The 19,247-nt window shown below is 64.8% G+C and carries 25 protein-coding genes and 2 pseudogenes; 10 read left to right on the forward strand and 17 right to left on the reverse strand.

Going from position 1 to position 19,247, the window contains the following annotated elements:
• The first annotated feature begins 40 nt into the window (after positions 1-40).
• Entirely contained in the window at positions 41-775 is a 735-nt protein-coding gene (locus ACVIN2_RS03820) for a lytic transglycosylase domain-containing protein (protein WP_456764553.1), read from the forward strand.
• Positions 776-892: 117 nt separating this feature from the next.
• Here ACVIN2_RS03820 and ACVIN2_RS03825 read toward each other — a convergent pair whose 3' ends face one another.
• The 4 genes from ACVIN2_RS03825 to ACVIN2_RS03840 all read right to left on the reverse strand — a co-directional run bounded on the left by ACVIN2_RS03825 (position 893) and on the right by ACVIN2_RS03840 (position 3,180).
• The gene (locus ACVIN2_RS03825; RefSeq protein ID WP_247325252.1) at positions 893-1,168 is read right to left on the reverse strand and encodes a hypothetical protein; all 276 of its coding nucleotides are present in this window, start codon (positions 1,166-1,168) and stop codon (positions 893-895) included.
• 90 nt (positions 1,169-1,258) lie between these two features.
• Complete coding sequence (locus ACVIN2_RS03830) at positions 1,259-1,585, reverse strand: hypothetical protein (protein ID WP_456764554.1); 327 nt, start codon at positions 1,583-1,585, stop codon at positions 1,259-1,261.
• Between the two features lie 89 nt (positions 1,586-1,674).
• On the reverse strand, positions 1,675-2,337 hold the full coding sequence (locus tag ACVIN2_RS03835; protein WP_456764555.1) for a cell envelope biogenesis protein TolA: 663 nt from the start codon (positions 2,335-2,337) through the stop codon (positions 1,675-1,677).
• A 306-nt stretch (positions 2,338-2,643) separates the two neighbouring features.
• Positions 2,644-3,180, reverse strand: a complete 537-nt coding sequence (locus ACVIN2_RS03840; RefSeq protein ID WP_456764556.1) for a helix-turn-helix domain-containing protein — start codon at positions 3,178-3,180, stop codon at positions 2,644-2,646.
• Positions 3,181-3,380: 200 nt separating this feature from the next.
• Here ACVIN2_RS03840 and ACVIN2_RS03845 point away from each other — a divergent pair, with 200 nt between their 5' ends.
• Together ACVIN2_RS03845 and ACVIN2_RS03850 are read left to right on the forward strand one after the other, a co-directional pair.
• Positions 3,381-3,731 carry a zinc ribbon domain-containing protein YjdM gene (locus tag ACVIN2_RS03845; protein ID WP_456764557.1) on the forward strand — a complete coding sequence of 117 codons (351 nt, stop codon included), beginning with the start codon at positions 3,381-3,383 and terminating at the stop codon, positions 3,729-3,731.
• 143 nt (positions 3,732-3,874) lie between these two features.
• On the forward strand, positions 3,875-4,060 hold the full coding sequence (locus tag ACVIN2_RS03850) for a hypothetical protein (protein WP_035962695.1): 186 nt from the start codon (positions 3,875-3,877) through the stop codon (positions 4,058-4,060).
• Between the two features lie 22 nt (positions 4,061-4,082).
• Here the strand turns inward: ACVIN2_RS03850 and ACVIN2_RS03855 are convergent, their stop codons facing one another.
• The 4 genes from ACVIN2_RS03855 to ACVIN2_RS03870 form a co-directional block, all read right to left on the reverse strand.
• Complete coding sequence (locus ACVIN2_RS03855; protein WP_456764558.1) at positions 4,083-5,003, reverse strand: DMT family transporter; 921 nt, start codon at positions 5,001-5,003, stop codon at positions 4,083-4,085.
• Between the two features lie 91 nt (positions 5,004-5,094).
• Positions 5,095-5,241: a hypothetical protein gene (locus ACVIN2_RS03860; protein ID WP_018454523.1), complete on the reverse strand. Its 147-nt coding sequence runs from the start codon at positions 5,239-5,241 to the stop codon at positions 5,095-5,097.
• Positions 5,242-5,488: 247 nt separating this feature from the next.
• Positions 5,489-5,743 (reverse strand): hypothetical protein, encoded by a 255-nt coding sequence (locus tag ACVIN2_RS03865; protein ID WP_211396075.1) that lies wholly within the window; start codon positions 5,741-5,743, stop codon positions 5,489-5,491.
• A 172-nt stretch (positions 5,744-5,915) separates the two neighbouring features.
• Positions 5,916-6,119 (reverse strand): hypothetical protein, encoded by a 204-nt coding sequence (locus tag ACVIN2_RS03870; protein ID WP_456764559.1) that lies wholly within the window; start codon positions 6,117-6,119, stop codon positions 5,916-5,918.
• 332 nt (positions 6,120-6,451) lie between these two features.
• Between ACVIN2_RS03870 and ACVIN2_RS03875 the strand changes: the two are divergent.
• A pseudogene (locus tag ACVIN2_RS03875) lies at positions 6,452-7,757 on the forward strand (hypothetical protein).
• A gap of 10 nt (positions 7,758-7,767) precedes the next feature.
• Here the strand turns inward: ACVIN2_RS03875 and pdxY are convergent.
• The 3 genes and pseudogenes from pdxY to ACVIN2_RS03890 form a co-directional block, all read right to left on the reverse strand.
• On the reverse strand, positions 7,768-8,580 hold the full coding sequence (gene pdxY / locus ACVIN2_RS03880) for a pyridoxal kinase (RefSeq protein ID WP_456764560.1): 813 nt from the start codon (positions 8,578-8,580) through the stop codon (positions 7,768-7,770).
• A gap of 49 nt (positions 8,581-8,629) precedes the next feature.
• Positions 8,630-9,272: pseudogene (locus ACVIN2_RS03885) on the reverse strand (FMN-binding negative transcriptional regulator).
• 92 nt (positions 9,273-9,364) lie between these two features.
• Positions 9,365-10,009, reverse strand: a complete 645-nt coding sequence (locus ACVIN2_RS03890) for a TetR family transcriptional regulator (RefSeq protein WP_456764561.1) — start codon at positions 10,007-10,009, stop codon at positions 9,365-9,367.
• Between the two features lie 97 nt (positions 10,010-10,106).
• Between ACVIN2_RS03890 and ACVIN2_RS03895 the strand changes: the two genes are divergently transcribed.
• The gene (locus ACVIN2_RS03895; RefSeq protein ID WP_456764562.1) at positions 10,107-10,772 is read left to right on the forward strand and encodes an O-methyltransferase; all 666 of its coding nucleotides are present in this window, start codon (positions 10,107-10,109) and stop codon (positions 10,770-10,772) included.
• A gap of 164 nt (positions 10,773-10,936) precedes the next feature.
• Positions 10,937-11,281, forward strand: coding sequence for a DMT family transporter (locus ACVIN2_RS03900; RefSeq protein WP_456764563.1), 345 nt, complete (start codon positions 10,937-10,939; stop codon positions 11,279-11,281).
• A gap of 67 nt (positions 11,282-11,348) precedes the next feature.
• Here the strand turns inward: ACVIN2_RS03900 and ACVIN2_RS03905 are convergent, their stop codons facing one another.
• Positions 11,349-11,663: a hypothetical protein gene (locus tag ACVIN2_RS03905; RefSeq protein WP_456764564.1), complete on the reverse strand. Its 315-nt coding sequence runs from the start codon at positions 11,661-11,663 to the stop codon at positions 11,349-11,351.
• An 85-nt stretch (positions 11,664-11,748) separates the two neighbouring features.
• Positions 11,749-11,928, reverse strand: coding sequence for a hypothetical protein (locus ACVIN2_RS03910; RefSeq protein WP_027517643.1), 180 nt, complete (start codon positions 11,926-11,928; stop codon positions 11,749-11,751).
• A 140-nt stretch (positions 11,929-12,068) separates the two neighbouring features.
• Between ACVIN2_RS03910 and ACVIN2_RS03915 the strand changes: the two genes are divergently transcribed.
• The gene (locus ACVIN2_RS03915; RefSeq protein ID WP_456764565.1) at positions 12,069-12,347 is read left to right on the forward strand and encodes a DUF3551 domain-containing protein; all 279 of its coding nucleotides are present in this window, start codon (positions 12,069-12,071) and stop codon (positions 12,345-12,347) included.
• 19 nt (positions 12,348-12,366) lie between these two features.
• On the opposite strand, the gene ACVIN2_RS03920 is transcribed toward ACVIN2_RS03915, so the two are convergent.
• From ACVIN2_RS03920 to ACVIN2_RS03930, 3 genes are all read right to left on the reverse strand, one after another.
• Positions 12,367-12,645 carry a hypothetical protein gene (locus tag ACVIN2_RS03920; RefSeq protein WP_456764566.1) on the reverse strand — a complete coding sequence of 93 codons (279 nt, stop codon included), beginning with the start codon at positions 12,643-12,645 and terminating at the stop codon, positions 12,367-12,369.
• 174 nt (positions 12,646-12,819) lie between these two features.
• Positions 12,820-13,806 carry an SH3 domain-containing protein gene (locus tag ACVIN2_RS03925; protein WP_456764567.1) on the reverse strand — a complete coding sequence of 329 codons (987 nt, stop codon included), beginning with the start codon at positions 13,804-13,806 and terminating at the stop codon, positions 12,820-12,822.
• Between the two features lie 162 nt (positions 13,807-13,968).
• Positions 13,969-15,891, reverse strand: a complete 1,923-nt coding sequence (locus ACVIN2_RS03930; RefSeq protein ID WP_456764568.1) for an FAD-binding monooxygenase — start codon at positions 15,889-15,891, stop codon at positions 13,969-13,971.
• Positions 15,892-15,995: 104 nt separating this feature from the next.
• Between ACVIN2_RS03930 and ACVIN2_RS03935 the strand changes: the two genes are divergently transcribed.
• On the forward strand, positions 15,996-16,460 hold the full coding sequence (locus tag ACVIN2_RS03935; protein ID WP_456764569.1) for a MarR family winged helix-turn-helix transcriptional regulator: 465 nt from the start codon (positions 15,996-15,998) through the stop codon (positions 16,458-16,460).
• Positions 16,461-16,582: 122 nt separating this feature from the next.
• A complete protein-coding gene (locus tag ACVIN2_RS03940) occupies positions 16,583-17,011 on the forward strand; it encodes a COG4315 family predicted lipoprotein (protein WP_456764570.1) in 429 nt (142 codons plus the stop codon).
• A gap of 7 nt (positions 17,012-17,018) precedes the next feature.
• Here the strand turns inward: ACVIN2_RS03940 and ACVIN2_RS03945 are convergent, their stop codons facing one another.
• Positions 17,019-17,636 carry a L,D-transpeptidase gene (locus ACVIN2_RS03945; RefSeq protein ID WP_456769638.1) on the reverse strand — a complete coding sequence of 206 codons (618 nt, stop codon included), beginning with the start codon at positions 17,634-17,636 and terminating at the stop codon, positions 17,019-17,021.
• Between the two features lie 354 nt (positions 17,637-17,990).
• Between ACVIN2_RS03945 and ACVIN2_RS03950 the strand changes: the two genes are divergently transcribed.
• Complete coding sequence (locus ACVIN2_RS03950; RefSeq protein ID WP_456764571.1) at positions 17,991-19,016, forward strand: hypothetical protein; 1,026 nt, start codon at positions 17,991-17,993, stop codon at positions 19,014-19,016.
• Positions 19,017-19,247 lie beyond the last annotated feature (231 nt).

A 19,247-nucleotide genomic window follows, 5' to 3' on the forward strand; every position in this document is an offset into this window, starting at 1 on the left:
CCTCTCTCGCCTTCGCAAGCTCAGGCGACGCGCGCGATGGATGCGAAAGACGTTCGCGCGCGCACCGCGGATGGTTCGGATCGCAAGCGGCGCGGCGATGTTGCTTGCGGTCGTCGTGCTGGTGAACATCGCCTATCAGACCATGCGCAAGCCGACCGAGCTGTTCGTCCTTGTCGGCCACGCGCTCGACAAGGAGCCATCGGAGACCTGGCGGCAATACGGGCCGCTGTTCCGCAAGCATGCCACCGCGACGATCCCGCCCGAATTGCTGGCTGCGCTGGCGCAGGTCGAGACCTCAGGCAATCCGCTCGCGCGCACCTACTGGCGCTGGCGATGGAGTTTTAATCCGCTCGCGATCTACCGGCCGGCCTCCAGCGCCGTCGGCCTGTTCCAGATGCTGGACGCAGCCTATGCCGACGCCGCGCGGTTCTGTATTCGCAGCAACGCGGTCACGGAGGCCGGCTGCGGGTCGCCCTTCCTCTATGTTCGCGCAATCCCGAGCCACGCCATCGAGCTGGCGTCGGTGTATCTGGATCGCAATGTCGCCGATGTTCTCGCCCGCGCGGGTGATGTGAAGGCGAGTGCACGCGAGCGGCAGGATCTCGCCGCCTTCATCCATCTCTGCGGCGCCGGTCCCGCCACGGCCTACGCGCGCCGCAAGTTCCAGATGATCGCCGACGAGCGCTGCGGCGATCACCTCGTCGCAAGCTATGTCGCCAGGGTCAACGCAATGAAGCGGCAGTTTGTGCGGCTTGCGGCGGAGGATGGCGGTTAGCAAAGGAGCGTAGCCGGGATGAGCGAAGCGACATCCGGGATTCGTGCCATGCGGGCGGTCACGCGATGCGGATGGTCCGGCCCCGGATTACGCTTGCGCTCCATCCGGGCTACGGCATCACCACCAGTACGGCCAGCGCCAGCCCTCATAGCGGACATACGACGACACCAGCGGCGGACCGTAGGGATCGACCCGGTCGTCTTCCGGGCGATAACGATAGCGTGGAACGATATTGTAATCCCACGGCGTCGGCCTGAGCACCGGGACATCCACCCTCAGCCGTTGTTCATCCACCACGCGGGCCTTCCGCGTCCGGGCTTCGGCATCCGATATCCCGAGATTGCACAGCACCAGGGTGGTTCCGAGCGCACACGCGACAGTCATGATCTTCATGCGTTGGTCTCCTTGCCGCCAGAGTGCAAAAGGACGCCAAGCAAGGCAAGCGAATTTGTCCAGAGTCTTCCGCGCAGCGCAGACCGATTGTCACGCGACGGGCTTGCCGTCCAACAACGCGAGCGCTCGCGGCACCTGATCGCGGTCCGCAACCAGCACATACTCCTGCCGCGCCAGACTGGCGCCGCTCGCGATCACGATTGATTGTTTCGGGCAGAGGCCGAAGCATCCGGTCACGATCAGCTTGGCCGGCTTGGTGCCGTTGCGCTTGTTCGCCTTCAGTTCGGATTTCAGCGCACGCCTGACGTCGCGGCCCTCGTCGCTACGCTTGAGGCATTTGCGGCACACCAGGACCGGCGCCGCGCGGCGCGGGCGCACGATCATCGGGATTTTGGAATTCGAGGGATTTTCAGGCATTGCAGACCTATATGGGACTGCAGTCCATATAGGCATGGAACCGCGATCTTGCCGACGGAGACGGCGACGCGGCACGCATGGCCGGGCATTTACTCCCGCGCGCGACGCACCGCCTCCGCCAGCTTCATCCGCTGCTTGTCCCAACGCGTCGCCTCCGCTTCGGCGCGTTCGTCCAGCGCAACGCGCTCGGCTTCGATCGCCTCCGCGCGCGCGTCGTGCTCCCGCCTCGCCTCGTCCAGCGCCGCCTGCGCGCTGGCAACCGCCTTGTCGCGGCGCGCGCGCTCTTTGGCGCGGACGGCCTCCTCCTTGCGGCGCTCCGCTTCCCGCCGCCGCTCTTCCTTCTCGAACGCCGCGGCAGCCTTGCGCGCCTGTTGATCGTCGACCTTGCGGGGTGGTTGCTTTGCAGCCTTTGCCGGACGTTTTGCCGGCTTGGACTTGGCTTTGGACTTGGCTCTAGACTTTTTTGGCTTGGCCTCGTCGTCAGCGAGATCGGTCGGCAACTCGGAATGCTCGGTGAACGCCCCGTCCGATCCGACCGGACGCCGGAGCACCACGCCCGGCTTCTCCATCGTCGCCGCGACGATGTCGGGATCGTCGGTCTCCTTCGCGGCGCCCTGATGAAACAGATTGGACCTGGCGCCCCAGGCATCCAGCGCCGCCTTCATCGAGGGCGCGGCGATCGCCTGGTCGTAGAAGCCGAGCGAGGTCTGGTAGGTCTTCAGTTTTCTTGTTGGTTTTGCTTTTTTCGGCATGTCGCTCCGCAGCTGGCGAGCCACCAGCTTCCAGCGGCGCCATCATGCCATACTGCCCCTGTTTTGCCCGACGAGTCAAATTCGATTCGGTATCGCCGAAGTCGAGGCGGCGCGCATAGGCCCGTAGCCCGGATGAGCGAAGCGACATCCGGGACCTTTGCTGGCGGCCTTCCCGGGTATCGCTTCGCTCACCCGGGCTACGGCCCAACACCAACAGCGTTTCGGATTTCCAACATTTTGAAATCCCTCGGGATTTCTACTGTGCATGGGGTTGTTTTCGACGTTTTTGTTTTGACGGAGTGCTGACTACGCCGCGTCGAAATCCTCAGGCGCCGGCCCTGCGACGAGCCCGTCGAGGCCGACCATCAGCAGATCGGCGATGTGCATCAGCTGGTAGAGCGGGATGTCCGCTTCGCCCTGCTCGGCCAGCGAGACGAAGGCAGGCATGGCGCCGATGAGCTCTGCGAGCTGGGCTTGCGTGTAGCCGCGCTTTTCGCGCGCAGCCCTGAGGCGCGCGCCGATCCCGAGCCGGTGGCGGGACTGCTCGTCCGCGGTCATCATGACGGCCTGCTCGTCCGCGCTCGCATAGCCCTCCACGAACGCGCTGCCGATCAGCCTGCCCTTGCGCCAGGCGACGCGGCAGTCCTTGCGCAGTCCGCTGCTGAAGACCAGCGTGAACTGCTCGGCGACCCAGAGCGAGGCGTTGAGGCCGAGCCGCGCGCCGGTGCCGGAGACATCGCGGATCGTACAGGGCGCGCTGATGATCTTGCCGGTGCCGTTGTCGAATTCGACAATGCCGGTGCGCAGCATGTGATGTCTGACTGCGGCGCGATGCTCGCTCATGACCAGAACACTCCCTTCCGCCGCGACGTCGAACCGACGCAGCTACAAATTCCGGACCTCGATACCGCAGAGTTTTTCCTGAACTCCTAAGTTTCCAAGGGTTCCGCCAGGACTGAAAGCCATGGTAAAGGATTTGCTCCCAATCCATCTTTTCCGGCGGAATGCGTGCGGCGCGCCCGTGACGGGCGACGAGGCGAATAATGACCGACGCGATGAAATGTCCGACCTGCAACTCCGAGCACGCCTATCAGGATCGCGGCCTCTGGGTCTGCCCGGAATGCGGCCACGAATGGAGCGGCACGGCGGAGGCCGCCGCGGACGCCACTCAGGAGGCCGGTGTGCGCGATGCCAACGGCAATGCGCTCACTGATGGCGACAGCGTCATCGTGATGAAGGATCTCAAGGTCAAGGGCTCCTCCTCCGTCGTCAAGGGCGGCACCAAGGTCCGCAACATCCGCCTGCAGGACGCCACCGACGGCCACAACATCGCCTGCAAGATCGACGGCATCGGCGCGATGAACCTGAAATCGGAGTTCGTGAGGAAGGCGTAAGCCGAGGCCCACTGTTCAAAAGTGGACATACGCTGCTGCGCCGGACCGGTACCCATCACGCAGCATCCGCACGAACATTTTGGGAGGCCGCTCTGCGAGGACCGCCAACAAGCGACGCGACCAGGCCAAACCCGACCGATGACATGTTCGACAATCTGAGCGATCAGGCCGTCTTGCGATTGTACGAAAACATCCGGCATCAGGTTGTCGCCGACAAGGCGCTCGGAGGCCGGTATCGGCTGCTCGGCAAATCCGCCAGCGAGCGCGCCGAGCGGCTCGGGCGGGAGCTGACCGGCCGCGGCGTCAAGTTTACCACTATCGAATGGTAAGCGCCGTTTAGGGGGCCGCGATCTATCGCTGCCTCTGCGCCAGATAGAATCCGCACAGCACCGTCACCAATCCGGCCGTCTGCAATAGTGTCGGCGGCTCGCCGAGCAGGAGCCAGCCGGTGAGCACCGTCAACGCCGGCACGCAGGCGGGGACAACGGCGGCGCGGGCAACGCCGAGGCGTTGCACCGAGACGGCGAACAGATAAAGCGCAGCCGGGCCTGCAAGCACGCCCTGCGCCAGCGCCTGGATGGCGTTCTCACCGATACCGATCGCCGCGATCCGTGCGAGGCCGCCGGTCATGAGGTAGATCGGCAGCAGCAGCAGCGACAACACGTTGATGACGAGCGCAGCCGACACGGCGGAGACCCGCCAGGGGCGCACCAGCGCGCCGAAGCCTGCGAACATCAATCCGGTCAGCACGAAGGTGAGATCGCCGAGCACGCCGTCGGCGCCGATATGGCCGATCGATTCCGCGCCGATCACGCCGAGCCCGCCGACGATGACGACAGCGCCGGCGATGCGCGACGCGGAGACATGCTCTTTCAGGAACAAGGCCGCGAGCAGCAGGCCGCCGAGCGTTGCGCAGGAGGGCTGGATCACGCTGCCATGACCGAGCGGCACGAACAAAAAGCCAGTGTAGGAGATCAGCGACATCACGGGGCCGCCGAGCACCATCAGCGCAAGGCCCCTGCCCCAGCCGATGCCGCAGAGATCGGAGATCCCGCCGCGTATCACCAGCGGCAGGAACGCGATTCCGGACCAGACATAGCGATGCACGAGCAGGTCGACCGGCGTAAAACCGACCTTGAGCCCGTGCCGCGTGCCGGCAAAGCCGAGCGCCCAGAACAGCGCCGCGGCGAGGCCGCAGAGCACGCCGACAAGCGCCGATGCCGCATCGTTCTTTTGAGTGAGAGCGTCGGCGCCGCTCGTCCGCTGATCCATGGGACAAAGCGGTACGCCGACAGAGGCCGTGGCTCAACCCATGTGCCTGCAAGGCTGGCACGCAAGCGAAAGACGCCAGCGCGCCTTTCGCTCAGAAAAATCCCGGGCTGAGATCGAGCCCATACGTCAGGCTGAGCACGAACACGAACAGCGCGGCGGCTGCGAACAAGGCGAGATGTTTGAGAATAAACGCGCGCGGCGAGACGCTTGCAACAACGGCTTTCTGTGCAACGGGCATGACTACTCCATTATGGAAATGATTCTTGGCTGCTCAATAAGCGGCGCCCGCATCAAGCGCCGCGATCTGCAAAGCAACTATTAAAGAGATCACACTCGCTTTGAACGGCCGTACACAACCGCACGTGATCATGACTCGCCGCGCCCAAAAAAAGACCGCGCTCCCGAAAGGGAACGCGGTCCAGGCAGGCTCGGAAAAAACGAGCCTGCATCACGTTGGCTTGACGTTGGCTTATGGCGTCCCCAGATCAGCGGGCGCTGCCCGTCGTGACGTCAGCCGTCTTCACCTTGCGCGGCGACAGAACGCGGGTCTGGTGGACCGAAGCGACAGTAGTGGGCGCCGAGGCCTGCTGCTCGACATGCGCGGCACCGAGCACGCGCACCTGCATCGGGGAGACCGGAAAGCCGTTGGCCTCATAAGTCGGCAGTTCGGCGGCGAAAGCCGCGGTGCTGCCCGCGATCGTCAGGATGGCGGCGGCGATCGACAGAGTCTTCTTGTTCATGGGTGATGCTCCTGAATGAAACGTTCGGAGCACATCTAAGCCCATTTTGCTGCATTGCGACATGCACTGCTGCATTGCAACAACGCGCCCGGTGCATGGCAATATGTTTAATGCGCACAAGGCTTTGGCCGAATCACCGCCGGCTGCGACATGACGCTTTTATGAGTGGCGGTCAGCCGCCGAGCACGTGGCCCCAGCCATCGAAGACGTAGGCCTTCCAGATTACGGTTCCGTCCTGGCCCGGCCGGCTGGCGCGCCTGAAATCGTCGGCCTGCTCAGCGGTCCAGGTGATGATCGTATCGGAGAGCTGGTCGTGCAGGATGGCGGGCTCGGTGGGGTCGAAGCCGTCCATGGGACGAAGCGAGGAATGCGTCATGGGCGCCTAACGCGCCCGCCGTGACAAGGTTGCGCAATGTGTCGGCGAAACACGGTTACGACGGCCCGTGCCAAAATATTCGCCTTTAACGAATTTTGCCTACCGCCCGCGAACAAGCGCCCTTGGAACCGCAATGGAACCCGCGTTGCCCCCGCGCAACACCTGCTTGAAAAGCCCCATTTCCCCGAATTGCGCCATTGCGCCGCCACACCGTCCTCCGAACAATCGACGCGCGGCGTGCCTTTTCGTGCAAGACTGTTTAGTCAAAGACTGTTTGGTCAAGACTGTTCGGAGAAGACGAGGTTCGACAGAACCGTTTGGAGGCAGGGATCATGAATGATCGGCGGTCTCTTCTGGTGGCGGTCTCCTGCCCCTCGGCGGTTCTCGCCGGCTGGCTGGCACTCTCTTTGTCCGCCTATGCCCCTGCACTCCTCGAGAACAGCGGCGCAAATGCTTCCGCCGTCTCGCGCGCGAAGGATCTCAGCCGGCTTGACCTCGCCGACATCCCGCACGCTGCGGCCATCGAGGACGGCGTCGCCCTGACCGCCGATATCGCGGCCGCTGTCGCTGCGACACCAGGGTTGGTCAATGCTGAAGCGGCAGCGCCCGAGGCGCCAGCTCCAGCCATCAAGCTCGCCTCGGCCGACCCAGTGCTGATCTTGCCGACCGAAGCGCCGCTCGCGCCGCAGATTGCGCCTGACCCGGCACCAGTCGCCAGCGAGGCGGCTCCGGCGTCGGAGCCCGTGATAAAGCTCGCATCCGCCGATCCCACCGAGATCGTGACGACGGACGCGCTGTCGCCCGCGACGATCGCGACCGGCCCCGCGCCGGCGGCGAGCAAGGCCTCGCCGTCCGCGGACACGACCGCAGTCCTTGACGAATGCTACGTCATGGAAGCCTGCATCGACCGCTATCTCTGGGCGCTCTACCAGCGCACGCCCAAGGAAGACTCGGTCAAGGTCGAGGATCGCCGCGCCGTCACCGTCAAGCGCAAGGGCAAGATGGTGACCGTGATGCGCAGCTTCACGAAACTGGTCGACGAGGACTTTGGCTGGAAGGATCCGAAGGCGGCCGACCGCGCCGGCATGTCGATGATGGACTACGTCATCGGCGGCATGGACAAGAGTTTCAAGAAAAAAGCTGTTTCGCACGTTGCTCGCGGCTGAGGCTGCCGGACTTTCGCCGGGCATCACCAGCGCGTTCCGCGACGACTATCGCCAGTCGATCGCGAGTGGCCTGAAGGCTGCCTCGGACCGCTCCTACCACGGCGGCAGCACGCGCGGCGGCTACGGACACGGCATGGCCGCCGACATCGTCAGCACCAAGGGCGACAACCGCGCGCAGCGCTGGGTCTCGACCGAGGTGCTGTGGAAGTGGGTCGATGCCAATGGCAAGGCGCTCGGTATCGGCCGACCCTATCTCGGCCGCGATCCGCCGCATGTCGGCCCGGTCGACGGTACGGAATACGTCTCGCGCCGAGGCACGTCGGACCGCAAGGAAGCCAGCGTCAAGCCGAGGAAGGCGCGGGCCGTGGCAAGCGCAAAGCTGCCAAAGGCGAAGGCACAGGCGACGCGCGAGCAGAAGGTCCCCGCGAAGCCGCAGAAATCAGCGCAATCGGCCGCGAAGCGCGCGACCTGAGTAGCACAGCTTACCGTCCCGGCGTCGGCAGCGGCACGAGCCGCATCTCCGCGGTGTCGGCCTGCTGTGTACGCACCAGCACCGCGTAAATGGTTTCGACTGCGAGCCGTACCGCCGCCTCGGTCGCTGTGCCCTTGGCCAGATGCGCCGCGATCAGGCCGGTGAGGAGATCGCCGGTGCCTGAGGGGCGGATCGGCAGGCGCGGCGTCGCAAAGCGCGACAACTGACCGTCGGCGCACAGAATCGTTTCCACCTGCCCTTCCGCCGTATCAGTGAGCGTGCAACCGGTGGCGACCACGTCGATGTGGCCGGTCCCCGCCAGCGCCGCGCACGCCGCGCGCAGACCCTGCGCATCCGCGATGTCGAGGCCTGCGAGCAGCCCGAGCTCGAACTGGTTCGGCGTGGTCAGATTAGCGGCCGGCAGCAGCCGGTGCCGGACCACGTCCAGGATGCCGTCGGCGACGTAGACGCGGCCGTCATCGCCGATCACGGGGTCGCAGAGATAGACCAGCTTTGAATTGCGGGTCAGCGCCCGCTCGACGAAATCGGCAATGACAGCGGCATTGCCGGGCGAACCGAGATAGCCGGTAACGAGGACCGCGGCCTCGTCGACGAGATCGCGCTCCTCGACGCCTCTCAGCAGATCTGCAACGAGCTCTGTCTCCAGCACCCGCCCGCGCAGGGTCGGATAGCGCGGATGGTTCGACAGCAGCGTGGTCGGCACCGCGGCGACATTCACGCCTTCCGCCTGGATGGCATAGGCGGCGGCGCTGTTGCCGACGTGGCCGTGGACCACCTGGCTTTGAATGGAGATGACGAGCATGAAAGAGGTCCGTAGGAGTAATCGTCAAACGAGACAAGGGTCGCCCGGATCACGAAAAATCATATCCAAGCCCCGGCCGCAGCGCCTGCATCTTCCGCGCCAGCCGCCGATGCCCGCTCTCCTCCGACCGCGCCAGCCGGTCCACGACCGCGACGTGATCCGCATCGCTCTTGTGCTGGTTGAGCTTGGCCTGCCCCTCGACGGTATCCACCACGAGATCGATGACGCGAATGGTGGCCAACATGGTCTCGCGCTTGTCTGGCTCCATCTGCGCCAGGTCCCAGGGCGCCTTCGGCAGCCGCGCTTCGGCGACCGCGAGTAGTGCATCGCCGTGCCCGCGGTTCTCGTCGAGCCCGCGCAGATGCGCCACGCCGGACAGGTGCACGGCCTCGTACAGCCAGGTCGAGACGTTGTCGCGCGAAGAATACCAGTCGTTGGAGATGTAGGCGTCGTCGCCGGCAACGATCAGCAGAAAGCGCCGCGCGCCATCCGCGAGCGGAACGAGCGGATTCCTGGCGGTGAAATGGATCTGGACAATCGCACGCCCCTCGCGTTGCTCCAGCACGAAGGGCACATGCGAGGCGCGCGGACCGCGCTCATCCGCCGCGACGATCATGCCGAAGCCGCGCTGGGTTGCGAATTCCAGCGCTTGCTGCTCCTCGATGCGGAATTGGGGGGCGGAGGACATGCATGGCGGGGCGCTCGTTAGCGGGCTGGAGGACAAATCGAGGCTAACTCATGATCCGGTCAGATCAGAAGCGATATTGGCCCGCAAACGCGGATGTCAGGAATGATCTCGCCGCCGCGCGAGCTCATCGATATAGGCGCAGAACATGTCGGCCATTGCGTCGGCATGACACGCGATCTCCGCCTCGTTGCGCGGTGTCTCCGAGAACTGCTTGCCGACCTCGCTCAGCGTCGTCTTGATCAGCTCGCCGGCAAGCTCCCGCGTCGCATCCGGCGCCTTGGGCAGGGCCTCCCGCATGAAGGCCGCGACGATGCCTTTACCGGCGGCCCGCGCGTCGTGTGCTTCGGGCGCATCGCGATAGAGCGGCGCGGCGTCGCTGAGCGCCGTGCGGATTGCAGCCTCCTCGCACTCGGAACGAATGAAGGCGTGGACCAGCGCGCGCAGCCGCACCAGTGGCGGTTTCGCCCGGTCCGCCAGGATGCCGCGCAGGAGCTCGCTCGTGCGCCGCCACTCGTCGCTCTGAAGCCGGAACAGGATCGCCGCCTTGTTCGGAAAATATTGATAGAGCGACCCGACGCTCACCCCGGCCCGTTCGGCCACCCGCGCCGTCGTGAAACGCTGCGCCCCCTCCTTGGTCAGGACCTGAACAGCCGCGTCCAGAATGGCCGCCACCAGCTCGTTCGAGCGGGCCTGCTGCGGCTGTTTTCGTGAGGAAACTGAACGACTTCGGCGATCGGCCATGGCGCCCTCGGGCAATGCGAATAGCGAATGCGACGAATTAGTCGTATTTCAGTTCTCACGCAAGCACTCGCCTCGCGGCGACATCTGGAGACGACACATGACCATCCCGACCATCACATCACTTGCGCCACTGCTCGATCGTCTGTTCGACCAGGACGAAGCCGCGCGCAGCGCGATGCGAGCCGCCTTCGCCGATGTGACCGACGCCGACCGCGCACGGATGATGCGGAGCAAGACCGCTTACCGCGACCTCTACGGGCGGCTGAAGGACGCACCGCTCGCGGTCTCCCGCGAGACCGGTCACCTGCTTTACATGCTCGCACGCAGCTCCCGCGCCAAAGCGATCGTCGAGTTCGGCACCTCGTTCGGCATCTCGACCCTGCACCTCGCCGCAGGGTTGCGCGACAATGGCGGCGGCCGCCTCATCACCAGCGAATTCGAACCGTCCAAAGCGGCCCGGGCGCGCGAGAACCTCGCGGCCGGCGGGCTGCTGGACCTCGTCGAAATCCGCGAAGGCGACGCGCTGAAGATGCTTCGAGTCGATCTGCCGGATACGATCGATCTCGTGCTGCTCGACGGCGCCAAGGCGCTCTACCCCGATATCCTGGATCTGGTCGAAGGCCATCTCCGGCCGGGCGCGATCATCGTCGCCGACAACGCCGACGACAGCCCCGACTATCTGGCGCGCATGCGCAGGCCCGGAAGCGGCTACATGTCCACGGCCTTTGCCGACGACGTCGAACTCTCCGTGCGGATCAACTAACGCCACCACCAGCGAACCGCCGCGCGAACCATCGCGCGGCGGTTTCGTGCTGCGCTCCGCCGTGTCGCAGGCTCGTCACTGACACGTGATAGCTGGACCCGGGCAAACGTCATATTCCCCGTACCGTGCCGTATCTTTCTTTGCACAATACGCCCGAGCCCGTGATGACTTCCGCCTTCAATGCCTACGCAGCGCTTGCCCTCGCTATCGTCCTTGAGGTCACGGCGTCCGCCTTCCTCCAGCAATCCATGCAGTTCACGCGGCTGTGGCCGACACTGGCGATGATGCTGTTCTATGTCGCCTCGTTCTACGCGCTGTCGGTCGCGATCCGGGTCATCCCCCTGAGCATCGCCTATGCGATCTGGGGCGGGGTCGGCATCATCCTGACTGCAACGGTCTCCTTCGTGCTGTTTCGCCAGATGCTCGACGCTGCGGCCTTCGTCGGCATCGCGCTGATCGTGTCCGGAGTGGTGGTCATCAACCTGTTCTCGGCGACCACGGTGCATTGATGGCGGCAAGCAGGGTGTTCACCGGCAGGCCCTGCTTCGCGACGCCCTGCCAGCGGCCGACTCATGCCTACTGGCTTTGCGACGGTTTGGGAGCACGCGGCCCGGAGCGCTTCGCGCCAGGCTTGGCCGCAGCTCGCGGCGGCGCTGTATCGACCGATTCCAGATAAGCGGCAAGCGCCTTGGCTGTGTCCGAACTGGTTGCGTAATGGTCCTTCAGGAACCAGGACAGCGTCAGGTTGAAGCGCCCCTTGGCAAGACCGCGCGGGCTGCGATGGCAGGTCGCGCACCCATCGGCGAAAAGCTTTTGCGGCGACTTGCCGGCATCGAGATTTTGCGCGACGGCAAATGTCGCCGTCAGGACGGCGGCGGCTGCAAGACTCATCGTTGGAAGAGATATTAGGGGCGCGATCAGGTCGCGCCCCGGACGAAAGTGCGAAATCAATGTCGTCCCCTGCCCGGTCTTGCGGTCAGGCCGCCAATAGCTGATCGAATTCGGGCGGCGCGTAGGCCTTGCCGTCCTGGTCGGTGATGACGACCTTCCACCCCTCGCTCGCCCAAACCTTCGCCTTCGCCACGATGAGCAAACGGCTCTCGCGGGCAAAACTGCACTTCTCGTTGTCGCGTTCTGCGATCATCTTGTAGGCCAATGCGCATCCCCTTAGCGTTGCCCCTGCACCCGCTCTCCTCGTGGCAGCGGGCTTTGGCGGCAATTCGCCGGGAGCGTGGCAATTTGGTGCCATCCGCGGCAGCATTGTGCTTTGTTCCGGCTGAGCGAAGGAGATCGATCGTGGGCCGCATCATGAATGCGATTCTGCTTGTCGCGGGCTTGTTTGGTGCGGGCCTGCTTGGCTCGGCGCCCACAGCGGCGCAGACCTACGATCCGCGCCATCCCGTCTGCATCGAGATCTACACCATCGACGGCCGCAGCATCGATTGCAGCTTTGCGACGATCGCGCAGTGCGCCGCGACCGCCTCCGGGCAATCCGCCCAGTGCTACGCCAATCCCTATGCCACGCAGAGCCGGCAGCTGAGCCCGGTTCCGTCGCCGCCGCGACGAAGCCGATAGCATCAGGTCTGCGCTCGGATCAGTGGACGCGAATGATGTGAGGGCGGCCAAGATCGATCAGCCCCTGCACCGCCGAGAGGCGGTCGTCGAGGGCTGCGATGGTCAGCAACAGATTGTTGCGGCGTTCGTCGAGAAGGCCCATCTCGGCGCCGGAGAGTTTGGTGCTCGATCGCTCCTTGTGAATCACCTCGAGAGATTGGCGCAATCCGGCAATCAGGCCGGACAGCTGCTTGGCTTCCCTGGTCATCGACCGCTTCGCGACATTGTGGCGGCGCGTCTCCGCCTGGTTCTGTCTCATCGTCGTCATCCTCCCGTGCCCCGCTGCCCCGAGTGGAATGCTTACAGCTTTGAGTAGACATCTTACGATCGATGAAATCTGCCCGCGAAGAACCTTCTTAAATTGTACGCGCACGGAACCCGGTCCGCCCCGAGCAGAAAGCCCGGCGCGAGGGCCGGGCTTTCTTTGACAGATTTAGTGCTTCTGGTGCCCGCCACCGGGACCGCCGGCCGGCGCACCACCGCCGTGCGGCGCGGCGTTGATGTGAGGTGCGCCGCCGCCACCCCCATGAGGCATCGCAGGCGCAGCCGCGCGCGGCGCCGGCATTTGGGCATGAGCGTTCATCGGCGAGCCGTGGCTCAAATTGGGTTGGGCCACATGCGGCATCGTGGGTCGGCTTACAGGAGCGGCTGAGACACGCGGCGTCTCATGCGGGCGCGCCATCGGCTGCGCACGCACAGCCGCGCGCTGTGCGGCCTGCTCGTGCATGATGCGGGCTTGTGCATCGTGCGGATTGCGGCCCTGAAGATTGGTCCGCTCATGCGCGATGCGGTCGCTTCGTCCCGCACGGCTCCGGTCGGTCGTCACCGCAGTCTCGTGCCTGTCGATGGCGGCGTCGTGCCGTGAAGTTGCGGCATCACGTCCGGAGACCGTGGCCGTGCCCTTCATATTTTCCCTGGCATTCGCGCCGTTGCGCCCGAGTGCGACCGCCGCATCGCGCGTTGCCGCGCGGCCGATGCGAGCCGCGCGCGGATCGATTGTCATCCGCGTCGCGTCGCGCTGATGCGAGGTCCAGTAGCTATTCCAGTGGGCATGGCGCCGATACCAGGGCCGCCCCTGATAATAGCTCGACCAGTACGAGGTCAGCACGAAGGGGACGATTGGCACGTCGATCTCGTCGACATAGTCGGGGAGATAGACGTAGTGGTTGCGGTAGAGATATTCGAGATATTGCGACGACACCCAGCCGCGGTCATCCGAGAAGCTCACGTCGCACCAGGCGTTGCCGCGCAGGCAACCATGGATGTCGACGCGGGCGCCCTCGGGGATGCGATCGACCAGCGGAAAGCCCGGACCCGGCCCGGCGCGCAGGCCGGTCGAGACGGTGACCATGCCCGGTGCGGCCAGCGCGGCCGTCGGGGCAAGCAGCAATGCGGCTAACAACACGCTTCGGAATTTCATGGCGTAGTCCTCCTCTTTCGAGTCGGAACGCGCCAGCGGAACGGGCGTTCCGCGTACGAAGGTGTCATTCGTCGAAAGATCGAGACGGATGCAGCGCGCGGTTCAATATTCATTCGCCGTTCATCGACACCACGCGCAGAGAGAGTGTGCGCCGCCGTCCCGTCAGTTCACTTGCTGCATAAACCCGTCGAAGTACGCGGCAAGCGCAGCAAAATCATCGAGCGGCAGCACGGTCGCGACATACTGATCCGGCCGCACCACGACCATGCAGCCGGCCTTGCGATCGATACCGCGCATGGTGAAAACGTCTTGACCATTCTTGAGGTCCGGACAGAACATCTTCTCGTAGTCGATCAGGCCGTAGCGGCCCTTGCGCGGAAGCAGCAGCGCCGGCATCGCCTCCACGGCGAGCTCGCGATGATCCTGCTGGAAGACCGCCCGCAGGTCGATCACGCTGTCGATGTCGGCGGCCGCCGACGTGTAACGCCGGACCGGCGACTCCCGCGCCTCGGAGAGAAAACTGCACAAGGCGCGAATGGCCGAGCCGGCTGCCGCCGGATTCTCCGCGCCGGAGAAAGCGTAGATGCGGAAGCGGCCATCCGCGGACGATGCGTGACCGAGATGCACCGGCTTGGCATCCGCAAGCCGGATCACGGGCGCGGAATGAAAGCGCGTGCCGATGACGAAGCCTTGCGCCAGATGCTGGTGGGACGTCGCTCCGGTCAGAACCGACGGGCGGTAATGCGTCGCCGTGCCCGCGGTGTAGCGACCGTGCCTCACGAAATAGTCCTGCGTCCTGGCCGCATCGGCGCCGCCGGCCTTGGCTGCGGACGCGAGGATCCCCGCCCATTCGCGATCGAAATCGATCAGCTCTTTCGCAACCGCCTGGCGCTCGGCCGAATAGGAATGCAGCAGGCTCGGCGCAGATTGCTTCCGCAAAACGGCAGCGAGCTTCCAGCCGAGATTGAAGGCGTCCTGCATCGAAACGTTCATGCCCTGCCCCGCCTTCGGGCTGTGGGTGTGGCAGGCATCGCCGGCGATGAAGATCCGCGGCAGACGCGTAGCGATCTCGGCCCCCGGCACGTCGTCGAACTTGTCGGTCAGTCGTTGGCCGATCTCGTAGACCGACCACCACGCGATCTCCTTCACATCCAGCGTATGCGGCTTCAGGATCCGCTGCGCTTTCGCGATCACGTCATCGGCGGTGATGTTGCGATTGGCGACGCGCTCGCCGATGTCGAGCTTGGCGAGCTCGACATAGAGGCGGACCATGTAGCCTCCCTCGCGCGGAATGATCAGCAGGCTGCCGTCCTTTGCCGACTGGATCAGGGCCTTGAAGCGGATGTCCGGAAAATCGGTCACCGCCAGCACGTCCATCACGCCCCAGGCATGATTGGCGGAATCGCCGAGCAACTCGCGGCCGATCGATTTGCGCACCATGCTGCGGGCGCCGTCGCAGCCGACGACGTAGCGCGCCTTGATCGTCTCGATCTCGCCCTCGTTCTCGGCATCGACCCGTTCGAGCCGCGCCGTCACGGCATGGTCGGCGGGACCCACGGCCGGATCGACCTGAAGGTCGAGCAGGCGCCGGCTGTAATGGGGCTCGAGCTTGGCCGGCGCCTTGCGCATGACGTCGAGAAAGCCGTCATGGATGCGCGCCTGGTTGAGGATGACGTGCGGGAATTCCGACAAACCGTCTTCGACGTCCTGCACCCGGCCGCTGCGGACGATATGTTCCGGAATCCGCTCGTCCGGCTTCCAGAACGTGGTCTCGTTCACCCAACAGGCTTCCTTCAGGACACGCTCGCTGAATCCGAAGGCGTGAAACATCTCCATGGTGCGGCAGGCGATGCCGTCGGCCTGCCCGACCAGCAAGCGGTCCGGCTTCTGCTCGACGATGCAGGTCTTGATGTCAGCAAACTGCGCAAGCTGGGCCGCGAGCGTCAGGCCCGCAGGGCCACAGCCGACGATGAGGACATCGACCTCTTCGGGCACGCCCCCCGTTGCGCCCGAAGCCTGAATGCGCGCGGCGGGATCGGCGATTTCAGGGTCGCCCGGCTGAAATCCATTGAGATGGAATTGCATGAGCACCTCTCCCGCCGATGGTCTGTTTGGATATTGATCAGTATGCTGACTATCAGTATACTTGTCAACGATCCCGACCGTCCCGCCCCCAACGGAGAAATTCGGTGAAAGACAACAACGACATGCCCGGACATCTGGCGCGCCGATTCCAGCAGATCGCGGTCGCGGTGTTTCTGGCCGAGGTCGGGGATGCCGGCTTCGACCTCACGCCGGTGCAATACGCCGCGCTCGCAACCATCAAGGCCAATCCGGGACTCGACCAGGTGACGCTCGCAGGATTGATCGCCTACGACCGCACCACCATCACCGGCGTGATCGACCGCCTCGTGCAGAAGGGGCTTGCGGAGCGCCGCGCCTCGCGCCGCGACCGTCGTGCCCGCGAACTCGAGATCACCGACGAAGGCCGCCGCACGCTGCGCAAGATCACGCCGGCCGTCGAAACCGCGCAACGCATCATGCTGCGTGGCCTTAGCGCGAAGGAAGGTGAGGATCTGATGCGCCTCCTGCACAAGGCCATCGCCGCCGGTAACGAACTCAGCCGCGCCCCGCTGCGCGAGGTGCAGGCCTAACCCACCGTAATTCTACCGGTCGTTGTCGCAGTGTCGCGAAACCAGGAACTAACCTTCGGCTGTTAGGGTCCGCCGCATTCGGCGTTTAACGCGCGATTAACTTTGCCGGTCTGGAGTTTCGGATGTTCAGGTTCCTCATTGCGGCGGCGGCGATCGCACTCTCGGCCGCTCCGGCGCTCGCGAATGGCCACGGCGGCGGCGATGCCCCTCCTCCGCCGAAGCCCGCGACCTCACCGGCGAAAGTGATCCTGACCAAGCAGGGCCCCACGCTCGTCGACCTCAACGGCATGACGCTCTACTATTACGAGCGCGATACCACCGGCAAGACATCGAACTGCAACGGCAAATGCGTCGAGAGCTGGGTGCCGTTGTCCGCAACGGCCGACGCCAAGGCGATCGGCGACTTCACCGTGATCAACCGCAACGACGGCAGCAAGATGTGGGCCTATCGCTATCGTCCGCTCTACACCTCGCCGGCCGACAAGGCGCCGGGCGAGGCCAACGGCAATGCCACGACGTTGCAATGGCGTATTGCCCGTCCCGAGAATTAGGGCGACCTCACCCGCGCCAGCTGGGCCGCGCCTCGACCTGCGCGTTCTGTCCGGGCGGCAGCACCACGACCATTGAATTGAGCTTCACCCGGTCATAGAGATCGATGACGTCCTCGTTGCGCATCCGGATGCATCCGGACGAGATCGCCTGCCCGATATATTCCGGCTGGTTGGTGCCGTGGATGCGGTAGAGCGTGTCCTTGTTGCCGGCATAGAGATAGATGCCCCGCGCGCCGAGCGGATTGGCGGGACCGCCGGGCACGCGGGCCGGATAGGGTCCGAGCCGCGCCTGGATGTCCGCCGTTGGAACCCAGTCCGGCCATTCCGCCAGACGACCGACCCGCGCGACCCCGGAGAACGCCATGGCTTCCTCGCCGACCGCGACGCCGTAGCGGATCGCCTTGCCGTCGGGCAGCACGAAATAGAGATAGCGCGCATCGGTATCGACCAGGATCGTGCCCGGCTGCTCCTTGCGCGGATAATCGACGATGTGACGAAGATATTGCTCGGGCACGTTCGCCTGCGCGTACGGCGTATGCGCCAGCAACTGCCGGTCGCGCGACGTCATGCTCGCATCTGTCGATGGCGAAAGCGTCGTCTGCATGCAGCCGCCCAACGGCAGCATGGCAAGGACGAATAGAACGAATAAGGATCTTGGCACCGCCGGCCCCGATAGCGATAGCAGCACCCCCAGCGACGCCAGATGCTGCCAAAATCGTGCTGAAAACAAGGCATTGCGGAACAATTGCGCGTGTTTTCTGAGGCGGGTTCCATCACCACAAACGGCGCAAGAGCGTCGCACAGTCTCCATCCCCTCGCCTTGCTTTGGTCAAACCCGGCTGGACTCGTGCGTCATGTGCTTGGGCCTCGGGAATTGGATGGGCTCTCTTCACGGATCTGCTCGCGCGAATGCGGACGGCCAACACTTCAACTACTCAACACCCGGGCATCAAAACACCCGGGCTTCAAAGGAGCTGCGATGCTCGCGACGCTGAACTCTCGGCAAATCGTCGATGAGATCGTGAAGGACACGGTCACGAACAACGACCCGCACGACGCCGTGCAAATTTCGCCTGACATTGTGCTGGCCTCCCGCCCTCTCAGCGTCGCGCCCGCGCTCGCGCCTGAGATCAAGAGCCGACCGGAACCCAAGATAGATCCGGCGTTCACGCTGAAGTCCAGAATGGATCCGGAGCCGAAGTTCAGTCCCCTCGTGGAGCCGCAGGCGGCAGCGCCGTCGGTCGACACCGCCGTGCGCGTTGCGGCCGGTGATGGTCTCAGCCGGCAGAAGCGGTCCTCGGCTGGCAAATGGCTGCGCGGCGCGTTCGTCACGATGCTGTTTGCGGGCGGAAGCGCTGCCGCCACTGTCGCCTGGGAGAAACATGGCGACACCGCAAGACAGATGCTCGCCGAATGGACGCCGGTATTGGCGTCGCTGCTGCCTTCGACCTCGCAGACGGCACCGGTCGCCGCCGCACAGGCCGCGCCGCCTGCCGACCAGACCGCAACGGATCAAGCCGCGACAGATCAAGCAACCGATCAATCGACGACTCCGCCCGCAACCCAGGTTGCAGCAGCAGTGCCCACGGCAACACAATCCGATCCTGCGTCATCAGTGCAGTCGATGACGCGCGATCTCGCCGCGATGGCGCAACAGATCGAGCAGCTCAAGGCCAACATCGCCGAGTTGAAGGCCGGGCAGGAGCAGATGGCACGCGAGATGGCGAAGCCGCCCGCGCCGAAGCCGGTGGCCGATGCGAAGCCGCGCGTCGATCCGCGCGCGCAAATGTCGGCGCTGCCGCCGCGGCCTGCTGCGCCGCCGGTTCGCAAGCCCAAGCCTGTCGTGTCGCACACCTACATGCCGGCTTATTCGCCCGCGCCGCTCGCTCCGCCGCCGCCGTCGCACGTTTCCGCAGTCCCGCCGCCAGCTGCGCCAGTGACGACGACGCAAGCCGTTGCCGACGACGACGGACCTGTCGTACGCCCGCCAATGCCGCTGCGCTGAACCATCGTCACGCGACGACACGAAAGCGTCGCGCCAGCGATGCTGTCCGAGTCGATGTGATGCGTTGACTCCGGGTGACTACGGGAAGCGGCGCTTCGATCGTTTTCGATCAAGAGAAAAGGCCGTCGGGATTTATGCCGGCGGCCTTCTCTTGCAGCTGCCGGTTCCCGGAGCCCGGTTCTGCTGCAATTCCATGCCTCATGATCACGCCGACATATTTAATAAAATCTT

The sequence above is a fragment of the Bradyrhizobium sp. USDA 3650 genome (genome assembly GCF_054057395.1).